This is a genomic window from Hyalangium gracile, from assembly GCF_020103725.1.
Taxonomy (GTDB): Bacteria; Myxococcota; Myxococcia; order Myxococcales; family Myxococcaceae; genus Hyalangium; species Hyalangium gracile.
On record NZ_JAHXBG010000014.1, the window covers coordinates 61,531 to 80,494 of the forward strand.

Genomic DNA, 18,964 nt, shown 5'->3' on the forward strand with positions numbered 1-18,964 from the left:
GACTAGCGCATCCCCCCGGCGGTGAAGTCATACGACGAGAGGAACGACACCAGCACCAGCCCGAAGCCCGCCATCGTCAGCAGCGCCACCCTCCGCCCTCGCCAGCCCACGAAGACGCGCGCCGCCGCCAGTCCGGCGAACAGCCCCCACGCCACCCCGGTGGCCACCACCTTCGCGTCCATCATCCACGTGAGCCCCTGGCTGGAGCCGGCGATGAAGAAGGCGCCCGTGGCCAGGGTGATGGACAGCGCGATGAAGCCCACCACCACCAGCCGGCGGTTAAGCGTGTCCAGGAACTCCAGCGAGGGCAGCCGGGAGAAGAGCAGCCCGAAGCGCTTGCCCTTCACCTGCCGCTCCATCAGCAGGTACATGACGCCCACCCCCGCCGCGACGGCGAAGGCCGCCATCCCCACCAGCGCGATGGAGATGTGCATGCGCAGCAGCGGCTGGCGCAGCGTGGGAGACAGCGGCGTCTGGCCCGCCCGCAGCAGCAGCCCGGGCACCAGCGTGGCCACCGCCAGCGGGGTGATGAAGGCGCCAATGACGGGCTTGCGGTAGCGCAGATCCAGGATGAGCCCCAGCGCCAGCAGCAGGAAGGCCAGCGTGGAGAACCCTTGCGCCGCGCCCACCGGCATCCCACCTTGTGCGACGAGCAGCGGGAGCAGCGCCACCCCATGGAGGACCAGGCCCAGCCCCACCAGGACGCGCCCCGCCACCGCGAGCGCGTTCCACTGGCGCGCCAGGTAGGTGAGGTACACCAGCGCGGCAAAGCCGTATGCGTGGCAGGCGAGCGAGACCAGGCTTTCGTTCATGGCGGCAGCCAGATAACTCCGGGCGACCGTGCGGTCAGCCCATCTTGTTGAGGATGAAGGCGGCCAGCAGGTCCGTCTCGTTGCTCGGCTTCTTGTCGGACGAGCGTGGGGCCGTGGGGACCTCCGTGACGTAGCCGGGCACCACCTCGTAGGCCGACTCCCCGACGATGACCGAGTCCGCCATCTGCTCGGCCCCCAGGCTGGCCAGCTGGCTCTCCGTCTTCACCTTGGCCACCAGCTTGTGGGTGTCCTCGCCGGAGACGATCTGGACGAAGTGCACCGCGGGCACCGTCGGATAGCTGCCGCCACCCTCCGCCATCACCACCAGCTTGCCGTCCTTGAGATCGGCTTGGTCTCCCAGGGCCCACTCCTCCAGCTGGGTCTGGGGCAGAAAGAGCTTCATCACGTCCACCAGCTTACATCACCCCTGGCAACGAGGTCTGTCTCTCGTGGCGCCTGCCTGCTTGAAACCCCCACTGTCCGTCCGCATCTCACCGGTTGGGAACGGTCTGGACGACCGGTCCTTGCAGGCCATTGCGGTGCGTACTAGACGACGCGCCAGAGCCAGGCCCGTAGACGGCCTGTGAAGGAGTGACCCATGGCAGGACCTGAGGTGATGAACATCGGGGACGGAGACTTCTCCAAGGAAGTGCTCCAGTCCGACAAGCCAGTGCTCGTGGACTTCTGGGCCACCTGGTGCGCCCCGTGCCGGGCGATTGCCCCGGCCGTCGAGGATCTGGCCAGGCAGTACGAGGGCAAGGTGAAGTTCACCAAGCTCAACATCGACGACAACCAGGACACCCCGCAGCAGTACGGCATCCGCTCCATCCCCACGCTGCTCGTCTTCAAGGGCGGCAAGGTCGTCGGGCAGATCGTCGGCGCGGTGCCCAAGACGAAGATCGAGGACGCCATCAGCAAGGCCCTCTAGTGTGGTGCCTCCACCCGAGCGGGGCCATGCGCCTCACTCGGGTGGAGCCGTTGTAACGACAGGAACGTCCGGCCCGACGTTCGGAGTGCTCGAGCAGCCCTGGCTCGCTCTCCTGGTAGCGATCGTGTGCCTCTCCTGGTCGATGTGGATGACGACTGTACAAACACGTCATCCTCGGTGAGCCTCTACCCCCGCGGGGTGCTTGCTTCTGGCAGGTACGTGGTTCAATCCGCTCCTACACGTCTTCTCCTCCATTCGGGGGAGAGTCCCCGCTATACGAGCACGAACGAACCTGGCAGGTAGGTACCAGACACACGGTCGATACACCTGTCAGTCCCGCGGAGCAGAGTCAGGATTAACCCACCAACCGCGTGTTGACAGACTTCACGTTAAAGGCCAAATAAGCAGTTCAACTTTGTATCCAAGCTTAAACCGGCATCTAAGACTTTTAGGAGTTGTCATGAACCGTCAACGCAAGCCCGCCGTGTCCATGTCCTCTTCCGCCCTGCCCCCCGCGCTCAACCAGTGGGCGGAGGCCATCGGCGATGCCATCGGTCGAGGTGTGATGCGCGCGCTCCACAACGGTGGGCTGAGCTCCGCGTCCGGTGTGGCCGCGGCACCCATGCGGCGTCGCGGGCGGCCACCCAAGTCGGCAACGGGAGGAGCCGTCCCTCCGGAGCGGATGTGCACCGTGCCCGGCTGCGGTCGCGAGTCGCGCTCCAAGGGCCTGTGCTCGGCGCACTACCAGGCCGAGCGGCGGCGCGCGCTCGCCGCCAACAAGAACTCCTGAGGGCCGCTCACTCCCCGCGCCAGGGGTCGCCGGGGGAGGTTGCCTTGAGCAGCCCCCACGCGGCGAGCACATCCACCACCCGCTCGAGCTCGCTGGGCAGCGAGCGGGCCCGCCGCGACTGAAGGTCCTCCTCGGAGAACGTCCTCAGTCGCATGCCCAGGAAGAGCCGGGCCAGCGAGACCTCCGGCTGGCCGGTGAACTCCACGAAGCGCAGGCCGAAGCCCGAGCGCCCGCCCCCCCCGCCCGCTGCCTTCTGGCCCCTTCCCCTGCATCATCGCCGCCGCGGCTTCTCGAAAGAATCCCGTACCGGAACCGGCGCGATTCATACACCATGCGCCCGCGCCATCGCGCGCGGAGAGTGTGATGCTGGGAAACCTCCTCAAGCCCGAGTTCGACGAGCTCGTTCGAGCTCGCGACTGGAACGCCTTGCGCGAGGCGTTCACGGAGATGGATCCGGCGGACATCGCCGAGATGATCGAGGATCTGCCCGCCAAGGACAGCGGGGTGCTCTTCCGGCTGCTGCCGCGAGACATGGCGGCGCTGGCCTTCGAGTACCTGCCGCCGCACCAGCAGTCGGAGCTGGTGAGCATCCTGGGCAACGAGGAGCTCAAGAACGTCCTCAACGAGATGGCGCCGGACGACCGCACGCGCCTGCTGGAGGAGCTGCCCGCGGAGGTCACGCGCCGGGTGCTCACCACGCTGTCGCCCGCGGAGCTGAAGGTGGCCCGCGAGCTGCTGGGCTACCCGGAGCGCAGCGCCGGCCGCTACATGACGCCGGAGTTCCTCACGCTCCCGGCGAACCTCACCGCCGCCGCCGCGCTCGACTTCGTGCGCACCCACGGCCAGGGGCGCGAGACGCTCAACGTCCTCTACATCGTCGACGAGAAGGGCCGGCTGCTGGACGACGTGCGCCTGGCCTCGCTGGTGCTGGCGAAGCCGGACACGCGCCTGCCGGACATCCATGATCGGCAGCTCGTCAGCATCCCGGCCACCGCGGACCGCGAGGAGATCATCAGCTTCTTCGAGAAGTACGACCGGGTGGCGCTGCCGGTGACGGACTCGCAGGGGGTGCTGCTGGGCATCATCACCGTGGACGACGTGCTCGACGTGGCCGAGGAGGAGGCCACCGAGGACATCCAGCGCATGGGCGGCATGGAGGCCCTCGAGGCGCCCTACCTGGACATCAGCCTCGCGGAGATGCTGCGCAAGCGCGTGGGCTGGCTGACGGTGCTCTTCGTGGGGCAGATGTTCACCGCCACGGCCATGGCGCACTACCAGGACGCCATCGCCCAGGCCGTCTTCCTGGGCAGCTTCGTGCCGCTCATCATCTCCTCGGGCGGCAACTCGGGCTCGCAGGCCACCTCGCTCATCATCCGCGCGCTGGCGGTGCGGGACGTGTCGCTGGCGGACTGGTGGCGCGTGGCCATGCGCGAGAGCACCAGCGGCATCGCCCTGGGCGTGTTCCTGGGGGTGCTGGGCACGCTGCGCATCATCCTCTGGCCCGGGCGCGAGACGCTCTATGGCCCCCACTTCGTGTGGGTGGGCATCGCGGTGGGCCTCAGCGTGGTGGGCGTGGTGATGTTCGGCACGCTGTGCGGCTCCATGCTGCCGTTCCTGCTGCGCCGCCTGGGGCTGGATCCCGCCACCGCGTCCGCGCCCTTCGTGGCCACGCTGGTGGACGTCACCGGCGTGGTCATCTACTTCACCGTGGCGACCACCATCCTCACCGGCCGCGCCTTCTGAGGCCGGCTCAGAACATGTGGCGGCGCATGCTGATGTTCACCAGCAGCCCCACGCTGATCATGACGGACATCATGGAGGAGCCGCCGTAGCTCATCAGCGGCAGGGTGATGCCCGTCACCGGCAGCACGCCGATGACCATGCCGATGTTCTCGAACACCTGCCAGAAGATCATCGCGGTGATGCCCACGGCCACGAAGGCGCCGAACCTGTCTCGGGCGCTGAACCCCACCGCCAGGGACAGCGAGAAGAGCCCTCCGTAGAGCGCCAGGAGCAGCAGGCAGAACGTGAAGCCGTGCTCCTCGGCCCACACGGAGAAGATGAAGTCCGTGTGCTGCTCGGGCAGGAAGGACAGGCCCGTCTGCGTGCCCTCGCGCCAGCCCTTGCCCGTCATGCCGCCGCTGCCCACGGCGATCTTCGACTGGGCCGCGTGGTAGCCGCTGCCCTTCAGGTCCGCCTCCGGATCCAGCCACCCGGAGATGCGCTGGCTCTGGTGCTTCTTCAGGTGGTGGCGCAGCACCGTGAAGCGGGGCTCGGGCGCCTCGCGCACGTAGTCGTTCCAGATGATGCCGCCCACGGCCACCACCCCCGCCAGCATCACCGCCACCAGGTACCAGCGCACCTTGCCGAAGAGGATGACCGTCATCGACGACAGCAGGATCATCATCGCCGTGCCCAGGTCCGGCTGCACCAGCACGAGCCCGGCGGGCACCGCCACCACCAGCACCGGCTTCCACAGCCGCAGCAGCCCGTAGGACTCCTGATTGGGCCGGAAGTCGTCGTGGTAGATCTTCGCCAGCATGAGGATCACGGCGATCTTCATGAACTCGGCGGGCTGCAGGCGCAGCGGCCCCAGCACGAACCAGCTCTCGGCGCCCTTGGCCTTGTGCCCCAGGAAGCGCAGGGCAATCAGCGCCAGGATGTTGAGCACGTAGATGGGCACCGTCATCCGCTGGATCCAGCGGTAGTCCACCAGGCACACCACCAGGGCGACGACGAGCCCCACCGCCAGGTAGATGGCCTGGCTGGACCACGCGTTGGCGTGCGGCGGCCGGGCCGCCGAGGCCAGGTTCCAGATGCCCAGCCCGGAGATGGCCAGGACGCAGAAGATCAGGCCCCACGGGACGTGGGGCACCATGCGACGTTCAATGCTGAGCTGCATTCGGAGAGCCTGCGGGCGGGACGCCGCGAGTGAGCATGACGTCCTCCAGCTTCGGCGCCGGAGGCAGGGTCAGGACGTAGGGCTGGTTGGCGCGCGGCGGGGGTGAGTTGGCGTCCTGCCGCTTGAGCTCGAAGTACCTGGCGAAGACGGCCATGCCCGTGGGCGCCGCGTCCGTGCCGCCGTGGCCGCCGTGCTCGTTGAGCACCACCACCGCGATCTCCGGCTTGTCGGCCGGCGCGAAGCCGGCGAACCACGCATGGTCTCTGGTGAAGTAGTCCATCTGGTGCGTCTTGAGGCGCACCGCGCCGATGGCCACCACCTGGGCCGTGCCCGTCTTGCCCGCCACCACGACGTCCTGCAGCCCCTCCTTGTAGGTCTGCCGCGCCCGGAACGCGGTGCCACCCGGCGCGTTCGTCACCGCCACCAGTCCGTCCACGATGACCTTGCGATGCTCGGGGTTCATCTCCGTGGTGCGCACCACCTGCGGCGAGAACGCCTCGACCACCTGGCCATCGAGGTCCTCGATGCGCTGCACCAGTTGCGGCTTGTACAGCGTGCCGCCGTTGGCGATGGCCGCGTACACCCCCGCAAGCTGCAGCGGCGTCACGTTGTCGTCGCCCTGGCCGATGGCGCTGTTGAGCGCCATGCCCTTGGTGTAGCCGCCCGGCGAGAGCCGATCGTGGTACTCGGAGGTGGGCATGATGCCGGGCACCTCGCCCAGCACGCCGATGCCGGTGGGGCTGCCCAGCCCGAGCTCGCGGCCCATCTCCGCGATGGGATCGATCCCCAGGGTGTCCGCCACCTTGAAGAACCAGGTGTCGCAGGAGTACGCCATCGCCTGGTTGGCGTTCACCGGGCCGTGGCCGCTGTCCTTGTGGCAGCGCCAGGTGCGCGCGCCCAGCTTGTAGCCGCCGGGGCAGTTGATGGTCGTCTCCGGCCGGAACTGCTTGGACTTGAAGGCCGCCAGCTGGGTGATGACCTTGAAGGTGGAGCCCGGGCTGTAGTGCGCCGCGGCCACGCGGTTGATCATCGGCTGGAGCGGATCCCTCACCAGCGACGCCATCTGCGCCGGGGTGACGCGGCCCGTGAGCAGGTTCGGATCGAAGCCCGGCCGAGACACCAGCGCCTTGATGAAGCCCGTGTTCACGTCGATGGCCACCACCGCGCCGGCCACGCCGGGGAACACCCGCTCGGCCTCCTCCTGGAGCCGCATGTCGATGGAGAGCACCAGGTTGCTGCCCGCCTGGGGCTCCACGACGGAGTTCTCCCCCAGCTTGTCGTTCAGCTCCTCGATGGTCCGGCCGCGCGCGTTCACCACTTCCTTGCGCACCCCGTCCACCCCGCGCAGCTTCTGCTCGAAGTAGCGCTCCAGGCCGCGCCGGCCGATGTAGTCGCCCAGCGCGTACTTCGCCCCGTCCGCGTTGAGCCGGTCCAGCTCGTCCTGGGTGATCTCGTTCATGTAGCCCAGCACGTGCGAGAGCACCGTCTCCGAGCGGTAGTTGCGGTGCGGCACCGGCACCACTTCCACGCCATCCAGGATGTCCCGCCGCGCGCTGATGCGGTCCAGCTCGTCCCGCGTGAGATCGATGCGCACCGGCAGCGGCTGGAACGGCGCGTTGCGCTTGGCCCCGCGCACCTGCTCGTCCACCTTCTGGCGCTGATCGGCGTCCCAGCCGAGCAGCTCGGCCAGCTTGGGGATGACCACCTTGGAGCAGTCGGTGCAGAACGCCGGGGTGATGAAGGCGTCGAACGAGGGGCGGCTGTCCACCAGGATGGTGCCGCGCGCGTCCTTGATGACGCCGCGGTCGGCGCGCAGGCGAACCTCCTTGACGAAGTTGGCCACGCTCTTGGCGGCGTACTCCTCGCCGCGGATGATCTGCAGCCGGTACAGCTGCGTGGCCAGCACGGCCAGGCCGCCCACCATGGCCAGACCCAGCCAGAGGAAGCGCCGCTTGAGATCGCGGCCCGGAGTGGAGTTGCCCAGCGTCGGAGGCGTCACAGCAGCCCTCCCACCTGCGAGCGCTCCTGGCGAGCCTCGAGCTTGCGCAGGAGCGGATAGAGCGCCAGCGCGGCGACTCCCGTGAGCGCCACCTGCAGCGGCAGCCCGGGCAGCACCGCCGTCGCCGAGCCATCCTTCACCGTGAGCCAGCCGAAGAAGGCCGCCAGCAGGCCGTGGCCCACGTCCGCGCCCATGGTGAAGAGCACGAAGGCCACCGGGCCGCGCACGTCCACCAGCGAGTGCACCAGCCGCCCCACCAGGAAGGTGAAGACGCCCAGGAAGGTGAACAGGCCCGTGGGCTGGCCGCTCATCAAGTCGAGCAGGTAGCCCACCGCGAAGGCGGACAAGGCGCCCTCCATCAGCGAGGCGCGCAGCGCCAGGAAGGCCAGCAGCACCACCGTCACGTCGATGCGCGAGAGCACCAGCCCCGCCCGCTGCACCACCACGGACTCCAGCGTGAGCAGCAGCAGCGCAAGCCCCACGGTGACGAGGAACTTCATCGCGTCCCCTCCACCATCGGCGCCGCCTCCTGGTACGGACTGCCCACCACGAGCACCTCCTCCAGCTTCGTCGTGTCCACCGCGGGGATGATGTCCGCGGCCTGGAACATGCCGTGCTCTCGCTTCTGGAGATTGGCCACCCGCCCGACGATGAGGCCCGGCGGGTACACCCCGTCCGTGCCCGCGGTGATGATCAGATCGCCGTCCTCCACGTCCTCGGTGCGCAGCATGTTCTCCAGCTTGAGCGGCCCGCTGCCCGCTCCGGCCGCCGTGCCGCGCGCCCGCGAGCGCTGCACGCGCACGCCCACCCGGCTCTGGGGATCCGTCACCAACGCCACGTCCGCGTAACCTCCCGTCGTCCTGATCACCTGGCCGACGATGCCATCCGGCGTCACCACGGACATGCCCTGGAACACGCCCTGTCGCTCTCCACTGCTGATCCGCACCGACAACAGCTTCGCCACCGGGTTCACCCCCACCACTCGCGCGGGAATTTCCGGCCCGGGTGCCTTCTCGGCGTACTGCAACAGCTGCTTGAGCCGGTCATTCTCCGCCCGAGCCTCTCCGAGCGCCTGCACGGCCGCTCGCAGCTGCATGTTCTCCAGCCGCAGCGCGTCATTCTCCTGCCGCACGCCGCGCAGGTCCACGTAGTGGTTCACCGCCCCCACTGCGCTGTCGATGACGCGGTTGAGCAGCGACTGCAGGGGTGACGTCATGCCGATGAGGGCGCGATCGAGCAGGTTCGGCTCGCGGCCCCGCCGGCCGGTCACCAGGAAGGCGAACAGCGGGTAGAGCAGCAGCACGCTCACGAAGAGAAAGCGGCGGTACCGCTTGAGGAGCGACAGCACTGGGGCGAGGTCCCCGTGTAGGGAAAGAGGGGCAGGAAGGAGAGGGAGCGGCTAAACACTGTAAATCGCTTGCATTTTCTGGGGCCTTGTCCTAGGCAGTCAAGGCCCTGAATGGGGGGTGGTGCGGAACTGTCCACCCACCGACCGGGCATCCAACAAACCCGCGCCGCGAGTCCTTCCACGAAGGCAGCTTCTGCGGCGCCTTGCACGAAGAAACGACAGCAACATGGAAGGTCTGAACCTCCGGAAGGTCGTCTCGCTGGTGTTCATCATCGGCATCGCCGTCGTGTTCACGCTGAACTTCGGTCCCGGAAGCTTCAGCAAATCGAGCGGCCAGCTGACGGAGGCGAGCGCCGCGGCGGTGGTCAACGGCAAGGAGATCCCCCTGCGGGACTTCAGCCGGGCCTACGCCATGCAGATCAACAGCCTGCGCAACCGCGGCAACCCCATCCCCGAGTCCGCCGCGCGCCAGTTCCTGGCCCCGCAGGTGCTCCAGCAGCTGGTGGATGTGGAGCTGCTGGCCCAGGCGGCCAACCGCAACGGCATCGTCCCCGCGGACTCCGAGCTGGTGGACATCATCCACCGCAACACGGACTTCCAGAAGGACGGCGACTTCGACTTCGAGCGCTACCGCCAGGTGCTGCGCGACTTCTACCGGCTGACCGAGGCCCAGTATGAGGAGGACCTGCGCCACCAGCTGGCCGCCCAGAAGATGCTCGAGGTGGTGCGCAACGGCGCCGTCGTCTCCGAGGACGAGGTGCGCGCCCGCTACGACAAGGACGCCAACCAGGCCAAGCTCGTCTTCGCCCGCTTCCTGCCCACCATGTACGCGGACAAGGTGCCGGCCCCCACGCCCGCGCAGCTGGACGAGTTCAAGAAGGCGCACGCCAAGGAGATCTCGGACTATTACGAGACCAACCGCTTCATGTACCAGCAGCCCGAGCGCGTCCGGGCGCGGCAGATCCTCGTGACGCTGCCGGCGGACGCCACCGCGGCGCAGAAGGAAGAGGCGAAGAAGCGCGCCAGCGCCATCCGCGATGAGGTCACCTCGGGCGCGAAGGACTTCGCGGCGGTGGCCCGGGAGAAGAGCGAGGATCCGGGCACCAAGGCGGCGGGTGGAGACCTGGGCCTGGTGGAGCGCGGCAGCCTGGATCCGGCGCTGGCGGACGCCATGTTCGCCCTTTCGCCCAACAGCGTGTCGGAGCCCATCGAGACGAAGCTGGGCTACCACGTGGTGAAGGTGGAGGAGAAGCAGGCGGCGTCCGACAAGAAGCTGGCGGACGCGGAGAACGAGATCGCCACCACGCTCTACAAGCAGCAGCAGGCCAAGGAGCTGGCGAAGGCGGAGGCGGAGAAGGCGCTGGCCGAGCTCAAGGGCGGCAAGACGATCGCGACGCTCTTCCCGCCGGAGAAGGAGGGCCAGCCGGCGCTGCAGCGCTTCGAGACGGAGACGCGCCCGGAGGCGGTGGAGACGGGCAGCTTCACGGCCGGTGGCGAGTCGGTGCCCTACCTGGGCCCGGCGCCCCAGCTCATCTCCGCGGCCTTCGCCGCGCAGGCCCCGCAGGCGCTGGACCAGGTGTTCCCGGTGGGCGAGGGCTTCGTGGTGGCCCAGGTCACCGAGCGCCAGAAGCCCAGCGACGAGGAGTTCACCAAGAAGAAGGACGAGCTGCGCGAGCAGGCCCGCCGCGCCAAGCAGATCGAGCTCGAGGACTCCTTCATCAAGGCGCTGCGCAAGCAGGGCACGGTGGTGACCAACAACGAGGCCGTGCAGACGGTGATCGGCACCGGGTGAGCCCGGTCCGCCCAGGACTCTGGCTCCCCTCCTTCCGGGAGCCAGGGTCCTCCCCCTGATTCACCCACCGAGCGCCGAGGCGGGCCTCAGGCCTGATCGCCCTCGGTGGGCATCTGGTCCGGATAGACGATCGACTGACGCAGGCTCCGGGCGACCCCGGGGACGAGCTCGTCGACGCTGTCAGCGGACTGCTCCGCCAGGGCGCTCTCTCCGCCGATGCTCTGCTCGAAGTTGAAGACGGACGTCGGATCGTACTTCCGCTTCACGAACACCAGGACGGGGTAGTACTCGGCCCAGTACCGCCGCTGCCAGTGGGTGATGTAGGGCTTGGGGTAGTTCTGGTACGCCTCCTGGTTGGTCCACGGCTCGCCGATCTCGAGCCAGCGGTTCATGAAGGCGAAGGCCTTGGGCTTCTCCTCCTCACTGTCCCAGTAGGTGTTGAGGTAGGTGTTGAAGTCGGCGCGACGGTGGATGTACGCGTTCTCGCCGCGGTGCTTCTCGTTGATGGCCGCGCCCGCCGCCTCGATGACCATCTGCGGGCCGATCTTCATCACCGTCGGCGCGCCGCGGATGTGGTCCACCATCTGGCGCCACCCGGCCACGCCCAGGTGCTTGTCGAAGTAGCGCGTGTTCTTCTCCTGGCGCGGCGCCAGGGCCAGCGGCGTCATCAGCGCCGGCAGGATGTCCGGCTCCTGCGCGTAGCCCATGAGCTTGTTGTTCATCGAGTAGTAGGAGCCCATGTCCTCCCACTGCACCTGGCAGCCGGGGGTGGCGATGAGCTCGGCGAGCAGCTGCTGCCACAGGCCGCGCTGCCCGCGGTACATGGCGCGGACGATGAGGAAGGGGCCGTCGAAGTTCGCCCCATGCTGGATGAGCGCCAGGTAGCCCAGGCGCCGGTCGTGGTTGGAGCCCATGTAGCGCCGCTGCAGGATGTCGAGCGCGTGAGCCCCCTGCGCCGCCTCCGCGTCGGTCCCCAGCCGCCACTGCATGACGACGGCGCCGACCTCCTGGAGCGGATAGAGCTTGTAGGTGGCCCGCGTGAGGATGCCGAACTGGTTGCCCGTGCCGCCGCGTACGGCCCAGTAGAGGTCGGCGTTGTGGATGGCGTTGGCGACCACCTGCCGGCCGTTGGCCAGCACCATCTCCACCTCGGTCACGGCGTCGCAGCTCATCCCGAACATGCGCGAGCCGAAGCCGAAGCCACCGCCCTGCATCATCCCGCCGATGCGGACGTCCGGGCAGATGGCGGCCGGAGCGAACAGGCCGTAGTCGTCGATGGTGCGGTAGAAGTCGCGCATCTGGACGCCGGGGCCCACGTGGACGAGCCGGCGCTGGGGCTCGACGAAGATGTTGTCCAGGCCGCGCACGTCCAGCATCAGCCCGCCCTCGACGGTGGAGTAGCCGGCGGTGCTGTGTCCGCCCGCGCGAGGCACCCAGCGGAACGCGGGGTTGGTCTCCCGCTGCCTGCGGATGAAGCGCATGAAGGTGCGCACGTCGTGCAGGGACTCGCAGACGCCAATCGCGGACGGACGGACGTCCTCGAAGTTCGCGTAGGCCACGCGGCGCAGGGCGTCGTAGTCCGCGTCCCAGGGGAAGACGAGCCGGCCACTGGTGTCCCACAGGAGCTGGGTGGCCTGCTCGCGAGTCATCTGAAACCGCTCGAAGTCCGCATCCGGCCGCTTGGCCCACCCCGCGAGGCGTTGAACGATCTCGATTCTCTTGGCGTCGTAGTTGAGTTCCATGGAGGAGCGCCCCTGCTCACGGCCGGGGTCGATCCCAGGCCTGAGAGACATCGTACCCAGCACTCCTGACGCCTTTGTTGGCTGGACGACAAGTAGGGAAAATGACGTGCCAGGCCCCCTGCTGCTCAGGAAGCCGAGGCATCGACGCAGCGCGACACCGTCCGCTTGACGCGGAGGGACAACGCGTCAGCGCGCCGGCGGAGCCACGTTGGGATCGGGAGGCATGCGCTCGGCGAGGCAGACCTCATCGCGGCCCTGGGCCTTGGCGGCGTACATGGCGAAGTCCGCGGCACGGACGAGATCCGTGGCGGTGCGCGCGTGGTCCGGGAAGGTGGCCACGCCCAGGCTGGCGGTGAGGCGCAGCTCGAGCCCATGGCTCTGCATGAAGCGCCGGGCGCGGAAGGCGTCGCGGATGCGCCGGGCGATGGTCATCGCGCCGTCGGGGTCGGTCTCCACCAGCATCAGCGCGAACTCGTCGCCGCCGTAGCGGAACACCATGTCGAGCTGGCGGCTGGAGGCAATGAGCAGCTCACCCACCTCCTTGAGCAGCGCGCTGCCCACCAGGTGGCCGTGCGTGTCGTTGACGTTCTTGAAGCGGTCCAGGTCCAGGAACACCAGGGACAGCGGGTGGTGGAAGCGCTGCGAGCGCCGCACCTCGTGCTCGAGCTGCGAGCGCATGTGCCGGGCATTGAAGCAGCCGGTGTGCTCGTCGGTGATGGTCAGCTCCTGCACCCGGCGGAAGTTGCGCGCGTTCTCGATGGCGATGGCCGCGTAGTCCGCGATGGCCGTCAGCGTGGTGAGGTCGTCCTGGGTGAAGGGCGGATCCTTGGGTCCGTTCACCAGCTCGATGATGCCCAGCACCCGCCCGCGGGCGATCAGCGGCACGGCCAGGATGGAGCGCGTGCGGAAGGCGGAGGCCTGATCGAAGCGCGGCGCGAACGCCGGGTCGCCGCCCACGTCATCCACCAGCCGCGCCGAGGCCGTGGAGAACACCGTGCCGGCGATGCCCTCGCCCGGGAGGATCTGCAGCGACTTGAGGGCCTCGGCCCCATCTCCCACCGCCACCTCGAAGTAGAGCTTCCCGGTGCGCTCGTCCTGGAGGATGAGGGACCAGTTTCGAGGGTGGAGCAGATCGCTCACCTTCTGCATCACGAGGTTGAGGACCTCCTTCAGCTCCAGGGTGGAGGTGAGCGCCTTCGCCATCTCGTTGAACGCGGCCAGCTGCTCCACCGTCCGCTTCATGGCCGACAGGAGATCCGCGGGATTCATCCGAGGTCCACTCCGAGACGCAGTTCTGCTAAGGGCTTCCGACCTTTCACCATGCGCACTCTAGAGGATCCCTCGTCCCTCGTCCTTGCTTCTGCCTCGCCCCGGCGGCGCGATCTGCTTTCGCAGCTCGGGATGCGATTTACCGTGGCCGCCGCCGACATCGATGAGTCTCCCTTCTCCGCCGAGGTGGCGGACGCCTACGTGCTGCGGCTGGCCCGCACCAAGGCCCAGACGGTGGCCGGGCGCTTCCCGGGCGCCTGGGTGCTGGCGGCCGACACCACCGTGGCCCTGGGCTCGCAGCTGCTCGGCAAGCCGAGCGGACCGGAGGAGGCCCGGGACATGCTCACCCGCCTCTCCGGCCGCAAGCACTCCGTCTACACCGGTGTAGCGGTCGCCGGCCGTGCCGAGGTGTCCGCGGTGGTCCACACCAGCGTCACGTTCCGAACACTCTCCGCGGGAGAGATCGACTGGTACGTGTCCACGGGTGAGCCGCTGGACAAGGCGGGGGCCTACGGCATGCAGGGCAAGGGCAGCTTCCTCGTCTCCGCGATAGAGGGCAGCCCCACCAACGTCATCGGCCTGCCGCTGGGGGAGACCCTGGAGCTCCTGACGCGCGCGGGCGTTCCTCTTCCCTGGAGGGCAGCATGAGCGAGGTGGCCGAGCGACTGGCGGGAATCCGAGCCCGGGTGGCCGCGGCGTGCGCGCGAGCGGGCCGTCCGGTGGAGTCGGTGACGCTGCTGGCGGTGTCCAAGCTCAAGCCGGCGGAGCTCATCCGCGAGGCGTACGCGGCCGGCCAGCGCGACTTCGGAGAGAACTACGCGCAGGAGCTGAGGGACAAGGCGGCCGAGCTGGCCGGGCTGGAGGGCCTGCGCTGGCACGCCATCGGGCCGCTGCAGACGAACAAGGTGAAGTACGTGGCGAAGGCGGCGCACGCCTTCCACGCCCTGGACAGGCTGGACGTGGCGCGCGAGCTGTCCAAGCGGAGGGCGGACGCGCCCCTGCCCTGCTACGTCGAGGTGAACATCGGCGGCGAGCAGAGCAAGAGCGGGCTGGCGCCAGCGGCGCTCGCGAGCTTCCTGGAGGAGGTGCGCACCCTGCCGGGACTGAAGGTGGAGGGGCTGATGGCGCTGCCCCCGCCCACCGAGGAGGTGGAGCAGGCGCGAGGCCACTTCCGACAGCTGCGCGAGCTGGCCCGCGCGCAGGGACTCGCGGGCCTCTCCATGGGGACGACACACGACTTCGAGCTGGCCATCGAGGAGGGCGCCACCGTCGTCCGCGTGGGCACGGCCATCTTCGGCGAGCGGGCCTGAGCCCCCGGGCGGCTACAGCTCCTTGAGCCTCATCTTGCCCGACTCGTTGAAGGACACCGCGAACTCGTTGCCGCAGTAGTTGCAGCGGACCTCGAAGCCGTTGGAGAGGGGCTCCTCCGTGGGGTTGTTGGCCTCGCACGTCGGACAGTCGAACTCCTTGATGGCCTTGCCCGACTTGGTCTTGGCCTTCTTCCCACCGTCGTCGTCATCATTGAAGTCGTAGCTCTGCATGGCCTCGAATCTCCTCTGACTGGCTGCGGCGCGCACCGGACGTCGCCGGGCCGCAGGCTAGCAGCGGTACCTCGGCCACGCTCGGACTCGTTCACACCTGGGGCCTGGAGCCTGGGGCGCGGGAGCCTGTGCTGTCCCGCCGCTCGGTGTGCAGGGGTGTAGGCAAGCCCTGGTGCCTCTCTGCCACCCCTGCCTACCCACGGGAGTGCCCACCGTTGAATGATGGTTTCCCCGCCTCGTCCAGGGAAGTGAACGCCAGCGGTGAGGAAGTGGCCGGAGCGGTTGGCGGCGCGGAAACTGGCTACCTACATTGGCCCGATCTTTCACCGAGGGAGGGCAGGACCCCGAGTCCAGGAGCGCAAGATGCACACGCGGTTCAACGTGGCGATCGTTGGCCTGATGTCGGCGATGCTGTCCTCCAGCGTGGCCCTGGCCCAGGAGTCGAAGGCGGCCTTCGGCCCCGGCGAGCAGTCGCTCTACCGCGTGCAGTACCTGGGAGTGACGGCGGGCACCGCGCAGATCACCGTCGGCGCGCCGATGAAGCAGTGGGGCGAGCAGGTGTGGCCCATCGTCTCGCTGGCGAAGTCGGACCCGGTGATCGGCGTGTGGCCCATCAAGGACAAGTTCGTGTCGTACTGGAACGACGCGGCGCAGCGCTCGCTGGGCAGTGACTTCTTCGTGGACGAGAACAACAAGCGGCGCCGCCAGCGTGTGCAGCTGAAGGAGGCGGGCCGCGTCGCGCACGTCGTCCGGCAGCGGGAGGGCGCCGCGCCCACCGAGGCCACCCACGAGCTGCCCGAGGGCTCGATGGATCTGGCGAGCGCCACGTTCGCGCTGCGCAACCGCGGCATCGCGGACGGCCAGGAGTACACCTACCCGGTCTTCACTGGCTCGAAGTCCTTCATGCTGCGCGCCACGGTGGACGGCCGCCAGCGCATGAAGACGGCGCTGGGCGAGCGCGAGGTGTTCCGGGTGAAGCTCCAGACGCAGTTCTCCGAGAAGCTGCAGGCCCGGCGCGACATCATCGCGTACTTCACGACGGACCCCAGCCACGTGCCGGTGCGCGTGGAGGCGGACCTGGCGCTGGGCTCCATCGTGGCGGAGCTGGCCGAGTACAAGCAGGGTCGCCTGATGGCGATGAACGACTAACGCGCGGCGAGGCCGCGGAAGGTGGTGGCATGGGAGCGGGCTGGGCGTGGGCGGTCACGGCGATGCTGGCGGCATCCCCCGGGCCGAAGGTGGTGTCATCGCTGGTGAAGGTGAGGCCGGGCGTCTCGGTGCAGGGCGCCTCCGAGGCCCGGCTGAGCGTGGCGCGCGGCGAGTGCGAGGCCGCGCAGGTGGTGCTCCCCGGCAAGGTCCGCCAGGTGACGGCGGGCCCGCTGGCGCTGAAGGGGCCGGGAGCGGCGCTGTCCGCCTCGCTGTGGCGCGAGGGCTTCCTGGACGTGAAGACGCCGTCCAACAGCCAGGGCGAGAAGGGCCCGTGGCCGGATCCGCTGCTGCCGGTGGACACGCCGGCAGAGCCCTCGCTGCCCGCGGTCCTCTACGTGGAGGTCTGCGCGCCGGAGAAGCAGGAGCCGGGAACGTACCGGGGCGAGCTGCGCGCGAAGGCGGACGGAGCGGCGGTGGCCCCGGTACCCTTCACGGTGGAGGTGCAGCCCTTCACCCTGCCGGCGACGGCCTCGCTGCCGACGAGCTTCGGCCTGTCGCTCTACAGCATGGCGCGCGGGCACGGGGTGTCCCCGGAGTCCGCCGAGGCCCGCTCGCTGCTGCGCTCCTACGCTCGCGTGCTGCTGGAGCACCGCGTCAGCGCGCATGGCATGAGCATGACGCCGCCGCCGGTGCGCTTCGAGGGCGGCCGCGCGGTGGTGGACTTCCGCACCTATGAGGAGGAGATGGCGCCCTTCTTCGAGGGGAGCCTGCTGCCCTCTGGCGCCCGCTTCACCACGGCGGAGGTGCGCGACTTCCGCCAGGCGAGCACCGAGGCGGAGAAGGTGGCGTACTACCGCGCCTTCGCCGAGCACTTCCGGAGCAAGGGCTGGTCCGCGCAGCTCTTCTTCTACGCGAAGGACGAGCCGAAGCCGGAGGATGTGCCGCTCGTGAAGGCGCAGTCCTCGCGGGTGCGCGCGGCGGGCCGCATCCCCGTGCTCGTCACCTCGCCGTTGGATGATGCGCTGCGTGGCACCGCGGACATCCTCACTCCGACGCTCAACTGCTTCTTCCCCCGGTCCGGGCCGCAGACGTGCAAGAACGTGCTGCCCATCGACAAGCTGCGCTCGCGGCTCCCGCGGGGCGCGAAGGTGTGGTGGTACCAGAGCTGCAACTCGCACGGCTGCACGGGAGGCCCGGCAGCGGATGCCTCGGTGGAGACAGTGTACAGCGGCTGGGCGTCCTATATGGTGGACCACCCTGCCCCGCTCAACCGGGCCATGGGGCCGCTGGCCTTCCTCACCGGGGTGGACGGCGAGCTCTACTTCGACACCGTCTACGCCTACAACACGAAGGATCCCTGGAAGGACATCTTCGAGTTTGGTGGCAACGGAGACGGCACCCTCTTCTATCCTGGGACTCCGGCGAGGCTGGGGACGAAGGAGCACCAGCCCGTCCTGTCGCTGCGGCTCAAGCACATCCGCGACGGCCTGGAGGATTATGAGTACCTGCACCTGCTGGCGAAGCTGGGCGACAAGGATGCCGCCCGGACGTTGGCGCGCCAGCTCGCCCGCTCGGGCTATGAGATCGAGCGGGACCCTGCGAAGTGGATACAGGTCCGACAGGACCTGACAACCCGCCTGAACCAGCGCTGGGAGTCGTCCGAATATGCGAAGCGTCCTGGCGTCCGACCGTGAAACCCGTACCCCCGCCCTTCCTGGAAGAAGGATGACCCACATGCGCTCCGTTCTCGTGGCCAGCCTCGTTCTCCTCGCCAGCGCCGCCCAGGCCCAGGCACCCGCCGCCGCGGCCGCAGCCCCGGCGCAGGAGTCCGCGGGCGCCGAGGCCCCTGACAAGGACGTCCCTCCGGCCCAGGACATGGCTCCGCCAGAGACGCCCGCCACTCCCGTGCCCACCTGCCCCAGCGCGCTGCCTCCGCTGCGCTCGCCCATCGCCTTCATGCCCGGCGAGCTGCTCGAGTTCGACCTGGACGCCATGGGCGCGCAGGCGGGGAAGATGACCATGCGCGTGCAGCGCCCCGACAACGGCGCGCTGCCGGTCCAGATCGAGGCGCAGACCAACACCTTCTTCTCCAAGGTGCGGCGGGTGAAGGGCACGGCGGTGAGCTATCTGCACCCGCGCACGCTGCGGCCCTCGCGCTACACCGAGGAGGCCACGGAGAACGAGGTGCGCCGCACCGCGGACGTGGCCTTCGTCGCCAAGGACCGCTCCGTCAAGGTGGACTATGTCGTCGGCAAGAGGCCGGGCCAGTACAACTACACCTACGACAAGGACGGGCTGGATGTGGCCGGCGCCATCTACCTGATGCGCCAGCTGCCGATGAAGGAGGGCCTGCCCGTGTGCTTCGACGTGTACGGCATCCGCCGGCTGTGGCGGCTGACGGGCACCGTGGTGAAGCGCGAGCACGTCTCGCTGCCCGTGGGCGAGTTCGATGCGTGGTACCTCACCGGCACCGCGGTGCGCCTGGACAAGCCCAAGCAGAAGCGAGAGATCCACGTGTGGATCTCCGACGACGCGCGCCGCCTGCCGCTGGTGGCCGTGGGCACCCTGGACCTCGGAGCCGTGCGCGCCACCCTCACCGCCTACACGAGGCCCGGTGAGAAGGAGAAACGCGCCAAGAAGGGCAAGGAAGAGCTCAAGTGGTAGCTGGCGGCGAGCGCTGACCGGTGGAGGA

General features: G+C 68.8%; 19 protein-coding genes. 9 read left to right on the plus strand and 10 right to left on the minus strand.

Going from position 1 to position 18,964, the window contains the following annotated elements; translation table 11 throughout:
- Positions 1-2: 2 nt before the first annotated feature.
- Both KY572_RS26915 and KY572_RS26920 read right to left on the minus strand, forming a co-directional pair.
- Positions 3-812: a cytochrome C assembly family protein gene (locus KY572_RS26915; RefSeq protein ID WP_224245839.1), complete on the minus strand. Its 810-nt coding sequence runs from the start codon at positions 810-812 to the stop codon at positions 3-5.
- 34 nt (positions 813-846) lie between these two features.
- On the minus strand, positions 847-1,215 hold the full coding sequence (locus KY572_RS26920; RefSeq protein WP_224245840.1) for a hypothetical protein: 369 nt from the start codon (positions 1,213-1,215) through the stop codon (positions 847-849).
- Between the two features lie 195 nt (positions 1,216-1,410).
- Here KY572_RS26920 and trxA point away from each other — a divergent pair, with 195 nt between their 5' ends.
- Together trxA and KY572_RS26930 are read left to right on the plus strand one after the other, a co-directional pair.
- Positions 1,411-1,740, plus strand: coding sequence for a thioredoxin (gene trxA, locus KY572_RS26925; RefSeq protein ID WP_224245841.1), 330 nt, complete (start codon positions 1,411-1,413; stop codon positions 1,738-1,740).
- Between the two features lie 460 nt (positions 1,741-2,200).
- Complete coding sequence (locus KY572_RS26930) at positions 2,201-2,530, plus strand: hypothetical protein (protein ID WP_224245842.1); 330 nt, start codon at positions 2,201-2,203, stop codon at positions 2,528-2,530.
- 7 nt (positions 2,531-2,537) lie between these two features.
- On the opposite strand, the gene KY572_RS26935 is transcribed toward KY572_RS26930, so the two are convergent.
- Positions 2,538-2,735 (minus strand): hypothetical protein, encoded by a 198-nt coding sequence (locus KY572_RS26935; protein ID WP_224245843.1) that lies wholly within the window; start codon positions 2,733-2,735, stop codon positions 2,538-2,540.
- A 158-nt stretch (positions 2,736-2,893) separates the two neighbouring features.
- Here KY572_RS26935 and mgtE point away from each other — a divergent pair, with 158 nt between their 5' ends.
- Positions 2,894-4,273 carry a magnesium transporter gene (gene mgtE, locus KY572_RS26940; RefSeq protein WP_224245844.1) on the plus strand — a complete coding sequence of 460 codons (1,380 nt, stop codon included), beginning with the start codon at positions 2,894-2,896 and terminating at the stop codon, positions 4,271-4,273.
- 7 nt (positions 4,274-4,280) lie between these two features.
- Here mgtE and rodA read toward each other — a convergent pair whose 3' ends face one another.
- Genes rodA through mreC form a run of 4 tightly spaced genes read right to left on the minus strand, consistent with a single transcriptional unit; the run spans position 4,281 to position 8,779 of the window.
- A complete protein-coding gene (gene rodA, locus KY572_RS26945) occupies positions 4,281-5,408 on the minus strand; it encodes a rod shape-determining protein RodA (RefSeq protein WP_224245845.1) in 1,128 nt (375 codons plus the stop codon).
- A gap of 7 nt (positions 5,409-5,415) precedes the next feature.
- Positions 5,416-7,431 carry a penicillin-binding protein 2 gene (mrdA, locus tag KY572_RS26950; RefSeq protein ID WP_224245846.1) on the minus strand — a complete coding sequence of 672 codons (2,016 nt, stop codon included), beginning with the start codon at positions 7,429-7,431 and terminating at the stop codon, positions 5,416-5,418.
- Entirely contained in the window at positions 7,428-7,931 is a 504-nt protein-coding gene (locus KY572_RS26955) for a hypothetical protein (RefSeq protein ID WP_224245847.1), read from the minus strand. The genes mrdA and KY572_RS26955 overlap by 4 nt, the downstream gene beginning before the upstream one ends.
- Positions 7,928-8,779: a rod shape-determining protein MreC gene (gene mreC, locus KY572_RS26960; protein WP_224245848.1), complete on the minus strand. Its 852-nt coding sequence runs from the start codon at positions 8,777-8,779 to the stop codon at positions 7,928-7,930. Before mreC ends, KY572_RS26955 begins: the two co-directional genes overlap by 4 nt.
- A 226-nt stretch (positions 8,780-9,005) precedes the next feature.
- Here mreC and KY572_RS26965 point away from each other — a divergent pair, with 226 nt between their 5' ends.
- Positions 9,006-10,571: a peptidylprolyl isomerase gene (locus KY572_RS26965; protein WP_224245849.1), complete on the plus strand. Its 1,566-nt coding sequence runs from the start codon at positions 9,006-9,008 to the stop codon at positions 10,569-10,571.
- Positions 10,572-10,657: 86 nt separating this feature from the next.
- On the opposite strand, the gene KY572_RS26970 is transcribed toward KY572_RS26965, so the two are convergent.
- Entirely contained in the window at positions 10,658-12,313 is a 1,656-nt protein-coding gene (locus tag KY572_RS26970; protein WP_224245850.1) for an FAD-dependent oxidoreductase, read from the minus strand.
- 186 nt (positions 12,314-12,499) lie between these two features.
- Positions 12,500-13,582 (minus strand): sensor domain-containing diguanylate cyclase, encoded by a 1,083-nt coding sequence (locus KY572_RS26975; RefSeq protein WP_224245851.1) that lies wholly within the window; start codon positions 13,580-13,582, stop codon positions 12,500-12,502.
- Between the two features lie 51 nt (positions 13,583-13,633).
- Here KY572_RS26975 and KY572_RS26980 point away from each other — a divergent pair, with 51 nt between their 5' ends.
- Both KY572_RS26980 and KY572_RS26985 read left to right on the plus strand, forming a co-directional pair.
- On the plus strand, positions 13,634-14,230 hold the full coding sequence (locus KY572_RS26980) for a Maf family protein (RefSeq protein WP_224245852.1): 597 nt from the start codon (positions 13,634-13,636) through the stop codon (positions 14,228-14,230).
- Positions 14,227-14,892, plus strand: coding sequence for a YggS family pyridoxal phosphate-dependent enzyme (locus tag KY572_RS26985; protein ID WP_224245853.1), 666 nt, complete (start codon positions 14,227-14,229; stop codon positions 14,890-14,892). The genes KY572_RS26980 and KY572_RS26985 overlap by 4 nt, the downstream gene beginning before the upstream one ends.
- Before the next feature lie 12 nt (positions 14,893-14,904).
- Here KY572_RS26985 and KY572_RS26990 read toward each other — a convergent pair whose 3' ends face one another.
- The gene (locus tag KY572_RS26990) at positions 14,905-15,123 is read right to left on the minus strand and encodes a hypothetical protein (RefSeq protein WP_224245854.1); all 219 of its coding nucleotides are present in this window, start codon (positions 15,121-15,123) and stop codon (positions 14,905-14,907) included.
- Between the two features lie 363 nt (positions 15,124-15,486).
- On the opposite strand from KY572_RS26990, the gene KY572_RS26995 reads away from it, so the two are divergent.
- The 3 genes from KY572_RS26995 to KY572_RS27005 are packed head-to-tail and all read left to right on the plus strand — an operon-like array spanning position 15,487 to position 18,936.
- Positions 15,487-16,272, plus strand: a complete 786-nt coding sequence (locus KY572_RS26995) for a DUF3108 domain-containing protein (RefSeq protein WP_224245855.1) — start codon at positions 15,487-15,489, stop codon at positions 16,270-16,272.
- A gap of 29 nt (positions 16,273-16,301) precedes the next feature.
- On the plus strand, positions 16,302-17,966 hold the full coding sequence (locus KY572_RS27000; RefSeq protein ID WP_224245856.1) for a DUF4091 domain-containing protein: 1,665 nt from the start codon (positions 16,302-16,304) through the stop codon (positions 17,964-17,966).
- 31 nt (positions 17,967-17,997) lie between these two features.
- Entirely contained in the window at positions 17,998-18,936 is a 939-nt protein-coding gene (locus tag KY572_RS27005; RefSeq protein WP_224245857.1) for a DUF3108 domain-containing protein, read from the plus strand.
- Positions 18,937-18,964: the final 28 nt, after the last annotated feature.